11 protein-coding genes are annotated in these 15287 nt (G+C 52.8%); all 11 read left to right on the forward strand.

Annotated elements, in window-relative coordinates; translation table 11 throughout:
* Positions 1 to 57 precede the first annotated feature (57 nt).
* The 11 genes from iolE (at position 58) to NST43_RS06150 (ending at position 15269) form a co-directional block, all read left to right on the forward strand.
* Positions 58 to 954, forward strand: a complete 897-nt coding sequence (gene iolE / locus NST43_RS06100; protein ID WP_339225347.1) for a myo-inosose-2 dehydratase — start codon at positions 58 to 60, stop codon at positions 952 to 954.
* A 217-nt stretch (positions 955 to 1171) separates the two neighbouring features.
* A complete protein-coding gene (locus NST43_RS06105; protein WP_339223134.1) occupies positions 1172 to 2308 on the forward strand; it encodes an IS256 family transposase in 1137 nt (378 codons plus the stop codon).
* Between the two features lie 597 nt (positions 2309 to 2905).
* Complete coding sequence (locus NST43_RS06110) at positions 2906 to 5173, forward strand: helix-turn-helix domain-containing protein (RefSeq protein ID WP_209993834.1); 2268 nt, start codon at positions 2906 to 2908, stop codon at positions 5171 to 5173.
* A 391-nt stretch (positions 5174 to 5564) separates the two neighbouring features.
* On the forward strand, positions 5565 to 7178 hold the full coding sequence (locus NST43_RS06115) for an extracellular solute-binding protein (RefSeq protein ID WP_209993833.1): 1614 nt from the start codon (positions 5565 to 5567) through the stop codon (positions 7176 to 7178).
* A 137-nt stretch (positions 7179 to 7315) separates the two neighbouring features.
* On the forward strand, positions 7316 to 8155 hold the full coding sequence (locus tag NST43_RS06120) for an ABC transporter permease subunit (protein WP_339225348.1): 840 nt from the start codon (positions 7316 to 7318) through the stop codon (positions 8153 to 8155).
* Between the two features lie 25 nt (positions 8156 to 8180).
* Positions 8181 to 9053, forward strand: coding sequence for a carbohydrate ABC transporter permease (locus tag NST43_RS06125; protein WP_209993831.1), 873 nt, complete (start codon positions 8181 to 8183; stop codon positions 9051 to 9053).
* Between the two features lie 31 nt (positions 9054 to 9084).
* Positions 9085 to 10035, forward strand: coding sequence for a TIM barrel protein (locus tag NST43_RS06130; protein WP_339223136.1), 951 nt, complete (start codon positions 9085 to 9087; stop codon positions 10033 to 10035).
* Positions 10036 to 10096: 61 nt separating this feature from the next.
* A complete protein-coding gene (locus NST43_RS06135) occupies positions 10097 to 11872 on the forward strand; it encodes a hypothetical protein (RefSeq protein WP_339223138.1) in 1776 nt (591 codons plus the stop codon).
* Between the two features lie 362 nt (positions 11873 to 12234).
* Complete coding sequence (locus NST43_RS06140; protein ID WP_339223140.1) at positions 12235 to 13617, forward strand: radical SAM protein; 1383 nt, start codon at positions 12235 to 12237, stop codon at positions 13615 to 13617.
* Positions 13618 to 13686: 69 nt separating this feature from the next.
* A complete protein-coding gene (locus tag NST43_RS06145; protein WP_339223142.1) occupies positions 13687 to 13821 on the forward strand; it encodes a hypothetical protein in 135 nt (44 codons plus the stop codon).
* Positions 13822 to 13898: 77 nt separating this feature from the next.
* Complete coding sequence (locus NST43_RS06150) at positions 13899 to 15269, forward strand: radical SAM protein (protein WP_339223144.1); 1371 nt, start codon at positions 13899 to 13901, stop codon at positions 15267 to 15269.
* Positions 15270 to 15287: the final 18 nt, after the last annotated feature.

The raw sequence follows: 15287 nt of genomic DNA on the forward strand, positions 1-15287 counted from the left end.
CACAGTGAATCAAGGATTCTGCCATACTTGGGATTGTGGAAGGGGTAGAACATGAGCATGTTCAGAGACAATGCCGTCCGGCTGGCGATCGCTCCGATTGCCTGGACGAATGATGATATGCCTGAGCTGGGGGGCGGCAATACGTTCGAGCAATGCATCAGCGAGATGGCGCTTGCCGGATATGAGGGCAGCGAGGTGGGCAACAAGTATCCGCGTTCTCCGGAGCTTTTGCACAGGGCACTGGAGCTGCGCGGTCTGAGTATCGCCAGTGCCTGGTTCAGCGCCTTCCTGACGGTGCGTCCATATGAGGAGACGGCGGAAGCCTTCCTTGCGCACCGGGATTTCCTGCATGAGATGGGCGCCAAGGTCATTGTCGTATCCGAGCAGGGCCGGAGCATTCAGGGGCAGATGGATACGCCGCTGTTCGCGCACAAGCCGGTATTTACCGAGGCGGATTGGGCAGCGCTTGCCGCAGGTCTTAGCGGGCTGGGACGACTGGCGGCCGAGAAGGGCATGACGCTGGTCTATCACCATCACATGGGCACCGGGGTGCAGACCGCAGCGGAGATTGCCCGGCTGATGGAGCTTACTGATCCTAATGAAGTGTCGCTCCTATACGATACGGGACATTTGGCCTTCTCCGGCGAGAATCCTCTGGAGGTGCTGCGTGAGCATCTGCCGCGGATTAAGCATGTGCATCTGAAGGATATCCGGCCGGAGGTGGTCCAGCGTGTGAAGGCAGAGAACCTTAGCTTCCTGCAGGCGGTAAAAGCGGGAGCCTTCACCGTACCGGGCGATGGCTGCATCGCGTTCGGAGAGATTTTTGCCGAACTGGCTGCCTCTCCCTATACGGGATGGTTCGTTGTCGAAGCAGAGCAGGACCCGGCGCTTGCCGATCCGCTGGAATATGCGATCAAGGCGCGGCGGTATATCCGGGAAAATAGCGGTTTGTAGGACATCCTGGTGGCAGCCTGTATGTCTGAAGGGCAGGAATATGCGGGGGTGCACAGCTGCGGCTGTGCGCGCTCCGTTTTTTCATGAAATCATCGGTTAGAATGAATCCTGGTAGATGGCGTAAAGTAAGTTGTGTACCAAGATTTGGAGCCTAGTCAAGCACCAAAAAAGTAGGGTATCCTCGGGATTGCGAAACCACCAAGGAGGAACCCTACCAATGAATATTTTACCCGAAAGTTCTCTGAATAATCTATTTGAAAAACTTGTTAAAGATTTTGTGAAAGACAACATGGAACTCTTGTTGCGCGCCGAGATCCAGGGGTTTATGGACAGTGAAGAAGCAGGTGCCAGCAATAGTCGCAACGGCTACTATACGCGAGACTTACACACGAAATACGGCCATATCGAGGACCTCCAGGTGCCCCGGGACCGCCAAAGCCTTTTCCAGACGCAGATGTTTGAGCCGTACCAGCGGCGGGACGGATGGTTAGAAGAGGCCGTCATCCAAATGTACAAATCGGGCATGGGCACGCGGGATGTGGCCCGGTTCATTGAAAGTATGTTTGGCAGCCACTACTCCCCCACCACGGTCAGCAATATTACAGCTACGGTGCTTGACGATATCCACCAGTGGCAGAAACGGCCACTGAGCAAACGGTACTCCGTGATCTACTTTGCGATGGGGATTGACGAGGAGGGACAGCGTCAAATTCTTGGGTTCTACGTGGGTGGCCAAGAGAGTTCAAATGGCTGGCGAGAAGTGCTCAAAGACCTGTACAACCGCGGAGCGCAGGAAGTACTGCTGGGTGTGTTTGATGGACTACCGGGGCTGGATGCGGCTTTTAAAGAGACCTATCCTCAGGCGGATGTACAGCATTGCGTAGTGCATAAAGTGCGGGCCACGTTCCCTAAAATCCGGATGGAGCACAAAACCGATGTCATTGAAGCGTTGAAAACCGTATATACAGCACCGGATGAAGTGGTAGCCCGGGCTAACTTTGATACGGTCAAAGCCAAGTGGAACAAGCTGTATCCGAAGGAAATGAGGTCCTGGGAGGAACAGTTATCCACACTACTGACGTTCTACAAGTATCCGGAGTCGATCCGCAAAGCGATCTACACGTCGAACCCCATCGAGCGGATGAACAAGGAAATCCGCAAGCGCCTGAAACCGATGAACAGTCTGACGAACATGGATGCAGCAGAGAAAATCGTGTACCTGGAGATGCTTGAATACAATGAACGTCATGCAGGGCGGGTCGCCCAAGGCTTTGGCATGGATGCCGTTAAAAAGAAGCTAAAAGAGCTATTCGAAACACGCTACCCCTCTTTGCCCACACCGGAAGAGGCGTAGCAGAGGAATCCAGTTTCTGGGGGTCGGGGTTCCCCCTCCCCCCAGAAACACTACATCCCAACCCGTAACCCGGGGGAGGCACTTCTACTCTCTTACACAAACTTCTTGACGCTACCTCCTGGTACAACAGCAGTTGGAAAAACAGCACTTAATTTAATCACATTTCATTCAAAGTCCCATTATCGGTACTATTAAATGCTGTTTTTCCACTTGCTTGGGGATAAACGTAAGCAATTGAATAAATAAGATACATTTATCCACCTGTTGTGCCGGAGCCGGTTGCAGGGGTGGTGGCCGAGTGGGTTGAAGACAATGCCGGAAGCGCTAATTACTGACTGTTTGTGGAGGCAGTTACAGCCTGCACCAGCACAGGAGAATGGCGGGGAAAAGGGCCGAGGGGAGTTGACTTTATCTGGTTAGCTGGAGGGGAAGCGCATGTGCTATAATGGCAGGAATTCAAACGGCGGTCAGTTCTGCCAGTTGCACAGTAAAAATAGGCCTGATGTTCAGGATCGCCGCAGAGCGGCTTCGAACCATATGTGTTTGAAGCGGGCGGAGGCGGCCTTGTACCCTGATGGTTGTGGAGGAGGTTGTCGAATGTTCCGTTCCTGGTATCGCCGGTTGCTGCTGTCTTATTTCCCTATATTTTTGCTGACGGTGACGATTCTGATCTTTGCCTCCTTTGTGTTTATTAATGATATCTCCCGGACGGAAACGAAGAAGGCAGACCGCATCTCCGCCAGCTATCTCAGGGATAGTGTGGACCGGACGATCAAAGAAGCCGAGCTGTCGGTGCTGGAGGCGGTTGAGCGGAACGATGTCTACAAGCTCTATTTCAATAATCAGGGGGAGCCGGACAGAGGCACTGTCTATGCGGTTGCCCAGAGTCTGCGCAATCTGATCCAGGAATCTTCGAATATTCAGTCCGTGTATTTGTATGACCGTGAGCGTGGAAGCGTTCTAACCGATACGGGGTTGAAGGAGCTGGACGGATTCGCCGACGAGGACTGGATCAGGGCCATGACTTCGACTCCGGCAGTACCGGAAGGCTGGCAACCGGTCAGGGAATATCATACCGATATGTCCCAGCGTACAGAAATTCGTGTGCTGACTACCAATAAAGCAATGCCGCTTCCCTTCGGCTCCGGGGGGATGCTGGTCATCAATATCAAAATGAGTGCCCTGGAGCAGCTCATCGACAGCATGGTTAACCAGCAGCTCTCGTTCATGACCATTCTGGACGGCAATGGCAACACCGTGTACCAGGCCCATTCCGATACAGAAGGTGTGGCTGACGGCAAGCTGCTGAACACGCTGAAGCTGGAGAGAAACGGCTGGACGTTCGAGAGTGGAATCAAGGCGGGGAATCTGTTCAGCTGGGTCTCTGTAATTTCCTATCTCTGGGTAGCGATTGCGGTGGGAACCGTGGTCTGTGCGGTATTGTATCTGATCTATGTAACCCGGCGCAATTATAAGCCGATCCAGGTGATTATGAACCGGATTGAGGGCCATCAGATCCGCATGATGGATCAGTCTACCGACAGGCCGGACGAGATGATGCTGATTGACGGCGTGCTGGAGGATCTGATCAACCACATGACCGATTATGATAAAAAAACCAGGGAGAACCTGCTGCTGCAGCGCAGCAAGCTGTTCACCGATCTGCTGCACAGCGAGCGGCTGGAGCAGGTGACCCAGCGGCTGGAGGAGCTGTCTCCGCTTACCGGTGCGAATGCTGCCTCACGCTTCATCGTTGTGCTTGGGGAGATTAACCGCTACGAGCAGGTATTCGAGGACCGGTATACCCGGGGCGACCAGAATACGCTGAAGTTTGCCCTGATGAATGTGTTCCAGGAATTGGCGCGGAACGCGGAGCTGCAGGGCTGGGCAGAATGGGTGGGAACCGAACGTGCAGCGATCCTGTTTCTGGCCACCGGCAGCGATCAGGAGATGGAAGCCAAGATCCGGGTTTTTGCGGAGGATTGCCGCTCCTGGGTCGAGCAGAATCTGCGGATCTCGCTCAGCTTCGGCATCGGCTCCGCTGCCGCCGGGCCGGTGATGATCCGGGAGTCTTATGCGGCAGCCGAATATGTGATGCAGCACAAGCTGCTGATTCATGAGGATATCGTCTTGGCAGGCAGCGGCGCAGCGCGCCAGCCACTGCTTGAGACGTATAAATACCTGCAGATGATCGCTGAATTCGTGAAGTACTTCCGCATGTCGAGCGGCCAGTGGCGGGAGCAGCTGGAGCGGATTTTCGAGGCGTTTGAACAGGATTTCCTGAAGGACGAGGATATCCGTTCCTTAATTCAGGCTATGCTGCAGATGCTGAGCCGGGAAGTGGCGGTGATGTCCGAGCAGCTGCAGGACGAGCTGTCGGCGGAGAATGCGCAGGTCCGGCTGAAGCAGCTGGAGGAGGCCGAGGCGCTCCGTGAAGTGAAGACGATTTTATTCGAATATGTCACCGATTTATTCCGGACCTATGTCTCTGCCAGCGAGACGAAGAGCTACCGGGCCATGGTCAATGAGATGAAGGATTATATCGAAGAGAATTTCACCAATCCCGATCTTTCATTGAAGCATCTGAGTGACCGGTTCCAGGTCTCCGGCAAATACGCCAGCTATCTGTTCAAGACCGAATTCAAAATGAAGTTCGTGGATTTCCTCACCGAGCTGCGGATGAAGGAAGCCGAGCAGCTGCTGGTGGATACGGATTGTTCCTTGCAGGATATCGCGCTTCAAGTAGGGTATGGGAATGCCATTTCGTTCGGCAGAGTCTTCAAGCGGATTGCCGGCATCACGCCGGGCGATTACCGTTCTTCCAGACGCCGCGAAGCAGCCTCCAGATTGGAGCCGCAGGACTAGAGGAAGCTTCACTATGGAAGCATATGATTCATCTGCCACAACCGTGTAAGCACCAGGCCGCATCTCTTTTCCGCCAACCTCTGAAAAAAGGGGGCGAATAGCGATGCGGCCTGTATTTTTGCCGATATGAAAGCGGTTTATTGTACGAAAATGGTTGGTCTGATAAACCGGATGTCCGAATTCAGGTGCTTTATCGCATCCGAAACAGGTTTATTGTCAGACCGCCAAAAGTTATGGAATACTGTGGTCATCCCGGAACAACAAGCAGCCTTGAACGCTGAGGGGGGAATACAGGCTTGAACGGGACATTACTAAGAGTACGGGCACAGTGAAGCTTGGGGGTATCATGCAGTCACCATTATAGCCTGCTAAAGGCGAGGGAGATGGAACAATGACAGTGAACGTAAATCAAAGAGTTCTGAAGAAGGCAATCGGCATCGGCTTGACCGCAGTAATGGGGGCTACTCTGCTTGCAGGCTGTTCCTCGGACGGTAAATCGAATTCGGCAGCCGGAGGTACAGATGCACCCGGGAAGAGCGCTGAACGCGTAACCTTGAAGGTGGAGATCTTCGACCGCGGTAAAACGCCGAAGCAGTACACCATTACCAATAACTTCGTGTCCCAGATGATTCAGAAAAATTTCGGTGATCCGAATAACATTAATGTTGAATTTGTACCGGTGCAGCGCTCAGAGGAAGTCACGAAGCTAAATGTACTGATGGCGAGTAATTCTGATGTGCCGGATATTGTCTTCACTTACGATTCCAGTGTCTTCTACCGTTACGCCCAGCAGGGCGGTCTGACGGATGTGGGTTCCTTACTGGAGGAGCACGGCCAGACGCTGAAGAAATTCATTGGTGACGAGACGATGACCTTCGGCCAGCTGGATGGCAAGCAATTCGCCATTCCGGGTAAACGGGCGATTACAGGCCGTTACGCTTCATATATCCGCCAGGACTGGCTGGATAAGCTGGGGCTGCCGGTACCGAAGAACACTGATGAGCTGTACACTACTTTGAAAGCGTTTAAAGAGAAGGACCCGGGCGGTCTGGGCAGCAAAACCATTCCGATGGGCATGTCCCTCGGCTCGGCTCAGCTGGAGACCCTGATCTACTCCTTCATCAAGCCGATCAGCGGCGACCTTACTTACAGCCAGCGTTATGAGCTGCCGCTGCATGAGGGCTTCAAGGATGCGGCACAGTTCCTCAACAAGCTCTACAATGAAGGGCTGGTCAGCAAGGACTTCAGTCTGGATGAAGACAAAGCCCAGGTATCCAAGGACATTCAGAACGGCAACATCGGCTTCTGGTCCGAGGATGTGGATAGTATGTTCTATGCTGATGGCACGCTGGATAATCTCTACAAGAATGTGCCGGGCAGCAAGGTGCTGCCTGCGGACATCCTCACCAATGCCAAGGTGGACAATAAGTATATCAAATCCCGCTATGCTTCGAACGGCATGTACATCATGATCCCTAAGAGCAGCAAGCGTGCGGTGGAAGCAGTGAAATACCTCGACTGGATGGCAACTGGAAACAATCTGATTGACATCTACAACGGCGTTGAAGGCGAGAACTACGATATGGTGGATGGTATTCCGGTAGTTAAGGCTGATGTTTCTCAGGAATTCCAAGACCGTCTGTTCACTTCCGGGGACACCGCGATTATCTCCAACGGTAAGAACCTCGGCGATCAGGCCACCAATGAGAAAGCCTGGATTCTGGGCTTCCCTGCCAACAACCAGGAGGCGCTGAAGCAGTCGATTGATATTGCCAACACAGATACTGTGGGTCCGATCGTCTTCGGCAAGCCGATTGAAACGGAATCGAAATACGGCACAACGCTCAGCGACAAGCTTAACGTGATCATTGTGAAGACCGCGATGGCGAAGCCGGATCAATTCGATACTATTTTCGAACAGGAAATGAAGGACTACATGTCTCTGGGCGGAGACAAGCTGAAAGCGGAGCTGGAGCAGGCGCTTACAGAGATTTCAGCCAAATAAACTAAAAAAAGTGAAAACCGGGGGGAGCTGGCATGCTGCTCTGCCCGGTTTTTTCTCCATAGGAGGAGAGGAACTTGAGCAAAGCGTCTTACATTAGAAGGTACTGGCAACTATACGCGCTGCTTTCACTGCCCATTATGTATTTCCTGATTTTCCGCTACGGCCCGATGTACGGGGTGCAGATTGCCTTTAAGGATTTCAACCTGTTCCAGGGCATTAACGGCAGTGAGTGGATCGGCTTCGATGCTTTCCGCGAGGTTTTTGGCATGAAAGAGTTTTATAGCAGTTTGCGCAATACGTTTTTGTTGAATTTTCTCGATTTGGTAGTATCTTTCCCGGCCCCGATCTTTCTGGCCATTATGCTCTATGAAGTGAAGTCCGTATGGTTCAAAAAAATATCGCAGACCCTCCTCTACATTCCCCACTTTATTTCCTGGGTGATTATCGGAGGTATCGTTTATCAATTGTTCGGCAACCAATCGGGTATGGTGAATGGTGTGCTGGAGAGTATGGGGCTGAACCCCATTCCTTTTTTGACCGAAAAAAATCCATGGCTGATTACTTACCTGTTCACTGGTGTCTGGCAAAGTGCCGGCTGGGGGACCATCCTGTATCTGGCGGCGCTTACGGGTGTCAACCGCGAGCTGTTCGAGGCTGCTGAAGTGGATGGGGCTACCCGATTGAAGAAGATCCGCTACATTACGCTGCCCAGTATCAAACCAACCATTATTACCCTGCTTATTCTCAACCTGGGGAAAATGGTCAGCATCGGCTTCGATCGTCCTTACATCATCGGGAATACGGCAGTGCGCGAATACTCCGATGTGCTCAGTACCTTCGTCTACCGGATTGGTCTGGAATCGGGCCAGTATACGCTGGCGACTGTAGTTGGATTATTCCAGGCAGTAGTTGGACTGGTATTCATCCTTGGCTCCAATTATATATCGAAAAAAGTGACCGGCGACGGCATTCTATGATTATACAGAAAGGAGGCGGAGTACGATGAGTGAACGTACCTCAAACCGGATATTCGATATCGTTAACGTTACCTTAATTGCGCTGTTCGTGCTGTTCTGCCTGGCTCCGTTCATACACGTTATTGCAGTGTCCCTCAGCTCCACGCGGGCCATTACCTCCGGGGAAGTCACGATTTTCCCGATTGAGATCAACTGGAAGGCGTATGTGCAGGTCTTCACCGACAATGCGATGATCCGCTCGCTGATCTTCACCATTATCCTGACGGTGGCTACGACGGTATTATGCATGCTCTTCACTATTGCAGCCGCTTATCCGCTGACTAAAAGCAAGCTGAAGGGCCGTACTATGTTCATGTACCTGATCATCATCACCATGTTCTTCAGCGGCGGTATTATTCCTGAATACCTGCTGATCCGTGATCTGCATATGATCGATTCCGTGTGGTCGCTGATTCTGCCCGGTCTGGTCAGCCCGTTCAACCTGATTATCCTGATCTCCTTCTTCCGCAGCATTCCGCCGAGTCTGGAGGAATCGGCCGAGATTGACGGCAGCTCACATTTCCGCACCCTGCTGAAAATCGTTCTGCCGTTATCCATGCCGGTTATGGCTACACTCGCGCTCTTCTATGCGGTTGGACGCTGGAACGGATTCCAGGATTCCCTGATGTATATCAATAATCCCGATCTGTATCCGCTTCAGCTGAAGCTCTTCCAGATGGTTCAGAACAATATGATCACTGAGCTGACGAACCTGGAGGGGGCAGCCCGCACCAAGCTGCCGCCGGAGAGCCTCAAGGCCGCCACTGTCGTCTTCGCCACGGTACCGATTCTGGTCGTCTATCCTTGGCTGCAGAAATATTTCGTCAGCGGTGTTATGCTGGGAGCTGTGAAGGGCTAGTTCATAACACTTAAGCGTTGCGAGAGGAGACATGGTCATGGAGGATAAAGGAGAATTCTCCTTCTCCACCTGTTGGAATATGAGACGTCATTCTACTGGTGTTGGATTGCTTAATGAGATCCGGGAGCTGGGGTTCCGCAGGGTAGAGCTGAATTATAATGTGACGGAGGAAATGCTAGTTACCATCGAGCCGATGATTGAACGCGGGGAGATCGGTATATCAAGTGTGCATAATACTTTCCCCCATGTCCCGGACCCTGACTACGGCACGGATTCCGTTCTGCTGGGCTTCGAGGACAAAGAGAAGCGGAAGCGTGCGATAAACCTGCTGGTCCGCTCGGCAGAGTACGCTCAGCGTTACGGCGGGGAAGCTGTAGTGGTGCATCCGGGCGAGGTGCCATTCCCGTATGATATCTCTGGGGAACTGGAGCAGATCTACGAGGGACAGGGCAGGGATTCGGCAGCTTACCGCAGCAAGTGGGCGGAGCTGATGGAGCGGCGTGAAGCGTACAGTGCAGGCTATGTGCAAACCATTATCGAGAGTCTGGACGAGGTGTGTAACCGCGCGGTGTCCAAGGGGCTGAATGTCCGCTTCGGCATCGAGACACGCTCCAAGCCGCAGCAGATTCCGACGCTGGCGGAAGCGGGGACGATAATCAATGCTTTAAAAGGAGCGCCAGTCGGCATCTGGTATGATACCGGCCACGCCATTATGATGGACCGTCTGGGCTTGTACGACAGTATAGGGGAAATGGAAGGGCTGATGGATGATATTGTCGGTGTCCACATTCATGAGACGATCGGCCTCTCCGACCACTGGTATCCCTATGTGAACAGCGGAGATCCTGATTTCTATGATGCTTATCTGCCGATGATTGAACGGGCGCAGGTCAAGGTGTATGAGCTGAAGGCTGCCTGCCGCCCGGAAGAGATTCATGAGAGCCACCGTCTGCTTACGGCTAAGCTGGCACGCAGGGGATAGGACAGAAGGCTGATTGGCGAGAGCTTCGAGATTTCCGAGATTGCCGCAAGGAGGAAGCGCAATGTATAAGCAACTGGTGGATAGTAATGACAGAGCAGTAGAGCAGGGAATTCCCCGGCAGGTGCTGGATCAGACTAACCTGTATTATGGAGGAACCCTTGATTCCCATACGGGGATTGCCTGGGTGAATCACACCACCGGCACTCCGACGGATATGTGTTACTGGGGTGCGGCGCTGGTGAACCCGGATTCGAAGTATTACCGGGATGAGGAGCTGCTGGAGCGGTTGAAGCTGGCTACGGAGTTCGTGCTGCGCTTCCAGCATCAGGACGGCTCGATCTCCCCGGGCTGGACGAATTATCATTCGCCGCCGGATACGGCCTTCGTTGTGGTCGGCTATGCGCAGTTATATCAGCTGCTGGCGAAGCAGGAGTGGCCGCCGCTTCAGCCGGTGCTGGACAACATGCTCCTGTTCCTGGAGCAGTCCCTACCCGTTATGCTTACGGGCGGGGTCCATACCCCGAATCACCGCTGGGTGATGTGCGCGGCGCTTGGCTTCCTCTATGAGCTGTTCGGCAGAGAAGAGGCCCGGCAGCGGGCGGATGAATGGCTGGCGGAAGGCATGGATATTACACCGGACGGGGAATGGACCGAGCGGAGCAACGGCATCTACAGTGCGGTAAGTGATATTATGCTGATTCATGCCGCCCGGCTGCTGGATAAGCCGGAGCTGCTGGACCCGGTGCGCCGGAACCTGCACATGATGGTCTACCTTGTCCACCCGTCCGGTGAAGTCGTGACCGATTATTCCGGCCGGCAGGATCTGGGGGTGCTCCATGATCTGTCTCCTTATTATCTGCCGTATGCGATTCTTGCCCGTTCGGACAAGGATGCCGTGCTGGCCGGTAAGGCCGAATGGGCTGGACGCTCCTTGTCCAATCCGGGCGTCTGCTCGGTGAACGCCCTGGTACGGATGCTGCTGGAGCCGGAGCTGCAGCATCCGCCGGAGGCTACAGCAGAGCTGCCTGTGCAGTATGAACAAATCCTGAACGGTGATTTCCTGCGGGACGGCTATCTGCAAAAGATGGAGTCGGCGGGTCACCAGGGGAAGATCTACCACAGCCGGCTGCATACCGACTTCGGGGCGCCTGTGGCCCGGCTTAGAGACGGGGCGACCAGCGTGACGCTGATCACGGAGACGCCATCGTTCTTCGCGATGCGCCACGGTTCTGTAAGGCTGCTGGCCGTACAGCTGAATACGAGCTTCTACCCCGGATTCGTGCCGATGCAGGAGATGACCCGGCTGCCGGAGGGCTACCTGCTGAAGGGCGTGCAGAAGAAGGGCTACTACGGTCCGGTGGAGGGAGCGCTTCTCCCGCCGGAGGTGGGTACGGCTGTCAGTCCGTGGTATCTTTTGCCGCATCAGAGCCGTCCATTGACCCATGAACAGACGCTGTCTGTGGAGACAGTGGTACACCGTACAGAGACAGGTTGGACTATCCGGCTGCACTGCGCGGAGCCTGCCCAGGTCCTGGCTCAGCTATCCTTCAAATTCGGCTGGGAAGGTAACTTCACTTCGGGAGAGCTGGAGACGTTGGATGAGGACAACACTTCGGGAGAACTGCAGATGGTGGACGAGGACAACTTCCTGTGGCGCGACGGGCAGATTCGTTATACTTATGGTGGAGACTGGATCGATCTGACAGGCGGCGAAATGGCGCATCTCGGCAGAACCGCCCCGGAACCCGGCCCGCCAAAGAGCTATAAAACCGTGCAGGTTAACCTGGTTACTCCGTTCGACAAGACATTCACGCTTACTCTCTCTCCTGCGCAGTAGAGCTTGCTGGGTTTGAGATAGGATTGTGCGGGCGCATGCGCAAAGACACCAGCATCTTCGGAGGCTGGTGTCTTTGGCGTGAGGATACGGTCGGCACAATGTGAATGAGGGGCATAAGTGCACCTGATTTCGGGAGAAGTCGGCGGCAGGTGAGGTTAACCGCTTCTATCTACTTATTGCAAGAGTAATTGGAGATTTCGGGTGGTTCAGCGGGGTTCAGAGGAGAGGGGTGGATCGGCCTGTAATTTAGTAGATTATTTCCTATTTTATGACTTTTATCATAGTTGTCCATCAGGAAAAGTTTTACATTATTTACAAGTTAGTAAATGCAACTCTATCAGTCCTGAGGAGGATGAGGGCGTATGAGATTGTCTAAGTATAACTACAAACACAGATTAAGCGATGATGTTCTGCTGATCATGAATACATTAACCGGCGCTGTAGACTTGGTTGAGCCTAAGGTAGCCCGTGTTCTTTTTAATAGAAGCTCCGATACATCTGCATTAAACGATCTGGAGCCGGAAACGCGTACCCTGCTTAAGAGCAGAGGGTATCTCACGGATATGAACGAAGAACAATATGTCCGTGAATCACTTGAAACCTACTACCGCTCTCATCCGGCCTTACAATTCACAATCTGCCCCACCTACAAATGCAACCTCGCCTGCCCTTATTGCTTCCAATCTAACATTCACCAGGACTCGCCGACGCTTGACCTTGCACAGATTAATGAGATATTTCAGGCGATGGATCAGATGGTGCATCTGAAGCCTGAGGCGGCCGTCCAGTTCGAGCTTTTCGGGGGCGAGCCCTTCCTGGCCCGTAATCAATCTCAGGTGGAGTATATTTTACAGCAGGCTATTGAGCGGAGTTGGCCTATTCTCTCCATTACGAACGGTACCGAACTCGGTGCGTATTTCCCTTTTCTGCAGAAGCATTCGGCGCATTTCCGCCATATGCAAATCACACTGGACGGCCCGAAGGAGATCCACGACCAGCTGCGTAAATACAGGAACAACAGCGGCAGCTACGATCTTATCTGCTCGAACATTACTTTTCTCCTGGAGCACCATATACCCGTAACCGTCCGAATCAACACAGGCCGGGAGAATGTCCGGCATTTGCCGGAGATGTTCGCCGGGTTCGAGCGGCTTCAGTGGACAAGCTCACCTGATTTCTCCTGCCAGATTGCCCCGATCAATGATAATTTCAATACGGGGAAGGTTGCCGGCTTCCAGCCTGAATCTGATCTTCTGAAGCAGCTTCATTTACTCTTCCCGGATTGGGAAGCCACCCGGCGCAGGTATAAGGTCAGCCTGGGGTATTTCATGGAAAAGAAGCTGCGGATACTCCGAAAAGCTATGTTTGACACAGACGATGACCACTATTACTTCGATCTGTCCGGCTGCAGTGCTTCAAAGCGTCATAATCTCGTATTTGGTGCAGACGGGCGGCTGTATCCTTGTGTTGAAACCGTCGGATTCCCGGATTATTCGATTGGAAGCTACCTTCAAGGGCTGCATTTGGATGAGGAGAAGTGGCAGAGATGGCACCGGGATATCGTGGTGAATGACAAATGCAGACACTGTAATCTTGCGCCTCTCTGTGGGGGCGGCTGCGTACTGAAAGGAAGCAGAGACGGGGAATTAAGGGATTTCGAATCGAACTGCAGCGATACAAGGCAATATCTGAAGACCTATCTCGATCTTCACCGGGACCGTCTGCTCGAAAGCTATTGCCAGTGAACTCCATTACCCTGATGTCAAGGTATTTACCTTGCCATAAATATTCTTAGAGGAGAGGAGGTAATGTACATGAAATCACTGACGAAGAACAAGGATCTCTGGACGAATCTCTCAGCCAAAGACCTTGAAGAAATTACGGTTCCAATGGCATGTTGCCAGAAAGCATCCATTCAAATCAACAATCCTGCCAAAAAAGCCATCTAACAGCATCCTTATATTTGGGAAATAGCGGGAAGCGCATCCTTATGCCTTCCCGCTGTTCATACCAGGGGGGAGAGATATTGTATATTTCAGAATATATTCTTACGTATCGCTTAAGAAACGGCCGTCATCTTATCTTCAATTCCCTGTCAGGCGCAATGGATATTGTGGAAGAGCATATCAGCCGGTTCCTCCAGAAACAACAGCCTGTTGCCTATACTCTCACCGCTGAAGAAGAACAGTTTCTGGCCGGCAGAGGTTATCTGTACAGGGAGCGTGAAGAGGAGCAAGCCCTGATCCGCCGGTACCAAGAATACCAGGATCAGCATGGATCAGGTGACATTTCCTTTGTGTTCTGCCCTTCCATGACCTGTAATTTGAAATGTGTCTACTGCTTTGAGCCTCAAGAGATCCGCTCCAGCCATGAACGGATGACTGAAGATCAGGTGCAGGCTGCCTTCCTGGCCATGGATCAAATCATGCAGCAGCAGCAGTCCACCCGGCATCATTTTGTTATTTTTGGCGGAGAACCGCTCCTGCCCCTGAACCGCTCCATCGTCGGGCTTATTCTTGAGCAGGCCAAAGCAAGGGGAGTCACAGGAACGGTCATATCAAATGGGGTGTTCCTGTCACACTATCAGGAATTGCTAGAGCCTTACAAGGACATGCTCAGAATCCAGTTAACCATAGACGGCCCCCAGGCGGTTCATGACCGGCGGCGGATCACCCGGGCCAATGAGGGAACCTTTATGAAAATAACCGCTCAGATTGACTCCTTCCTGGAGCATGATTTCGACATCGCTATTCGTGTCAATCTGGATGGTGAGAATATAGAGCATCTGAATGAACTCCTGGATTTCTTCCAGGAACGGCAATGGAATGCTCACCCTAACTTCTCGGTGTCACTGTCTCCCGTTGAGAATTATGCAGGGAATTCCGCCCCGGGCCTGCTGCCCAGTTATCAGCTCACGGAATTCATCAAAGCGCATGTGCCAAACGATAGACTACAAAGGCTGAATGCCGCGTTAAACAGTGATCTAACCAGACTCTCCCTGCCATTTGAGAACGTGCTGGGAACAGGTCTCGCTAAAGATAGCTATTTCCCTAACTGTTACTTTTGCGAGGCGGCCGGAGGAAAAACATTCACCTTCTCGCCGGACCACCAGGTCTACCCTTGCACCAGTATTATAGGGGATCAAAAATGGAGTCTCGGAACGTATTACCCGCAGCTTGAGCTGGATGAACAGAAGCTGGCGCTCTGGAAGGAACGTCATGTCTTGAATCAGCCGGAGTGTAAAGCGTGCAATATCGCTTTTCTATGCTCCGGGAATTGTCCGGTTCAAGCCGCCCGAACCACCGGTTCGATCTTAGGCGCCTACTGCGGAAATGTGAAGCGTGACCTTGACAGCCATCTGGAGCTGCTGAATGATTCATTCACCGCCTTAAGTTAAATCTTCTCTTACGTGAGG

The sequence above is a fragment of the Paenibacillus sp. FSL H8-0332 genome (assembly GCF_037963835.1).
GTDB lineage: Bacteria > Bacillota > Bacilli > Paenibacillales > Paenibacillaceae > Paenibacillus_AQ > Paenibacillus_AQ rhizoplanae.

What these genes read in the sequence shown, in the direction of transcription:
- iolE (WP_339225347.1), top strand. Translation starts at nt 58, where the DNA reads ATGTTCAGAGACAATGCCGTCCGGCTGGCGATCGCTCCGATTGCCTGG.
- NST43_RS06105 (WP_339223134.1), top strand. Translation starts at nt 1,172, where the DNA reads ATGAATATTTTACCCGAAAGTTCTCTGAATAATCTATTTGAAAAACTT.
- NST43_RS06110 (WP_209993834.1), top strand. Translation starts at nt 2,906, where the DNA reads ATGTTCCGTTCCTGGTATCGCCGGTTGCTGCTGTCTTATTTCCCTATA.
- NST43_RS06115 (WP_209993833.1), top strand. Translation starts at nt 5,565, where the DNA reads ATGACAGTGAACGTAAATCAAAGAGTTCTGAAGAAGGCAATCGGCATC.
- NST43_RS06120 (WP_339225348.1), top strand. Translation starts at nt 7,316, where the DNA reads ATGTATTTCCTGATTTTCCGCTACGGCCCGATGTACGGGGTGCAGATT.
- NST43_RS06125 (WP_209993831.1), top strand. Translation starts at nt 8,181, where the DNA reads ATGAGTGAACGTACCTCAAACCGGATATTCGATATCGTTAACGTTACC.
- NST43_RS06130 (WP_339223136.1), top strand. Translation starts at nt 9,085, where the DNA reads ATGGTCATGGAGGATAAAGGAGAATTCTCCTTCTCCACCTGTTGGAAT.
- NST43_RS06135 (WP_339223138.1), top strand. Translation starts at nt 10,097, where the DNA reads ATGTATAAGCAACTGGTGGATAGTAATGACAGAGCAGTAGAGCAGGGA.
- NST43_RS06140 (WP_339223140.1), top strand. Translation starts at nt 12,235, where the DNA reads ATGAGATTGTCTAAGTATAACTACAAACACAGATTAAGCGATGATGTT.
- NST43_RS06145 (WP_339223142.1), top strand. Translation starts at nt 13,687, where the DNA reads ATGAAATCACTGACGAAGAACAAGGATCTCTGGACGAATCTCTCAGCC.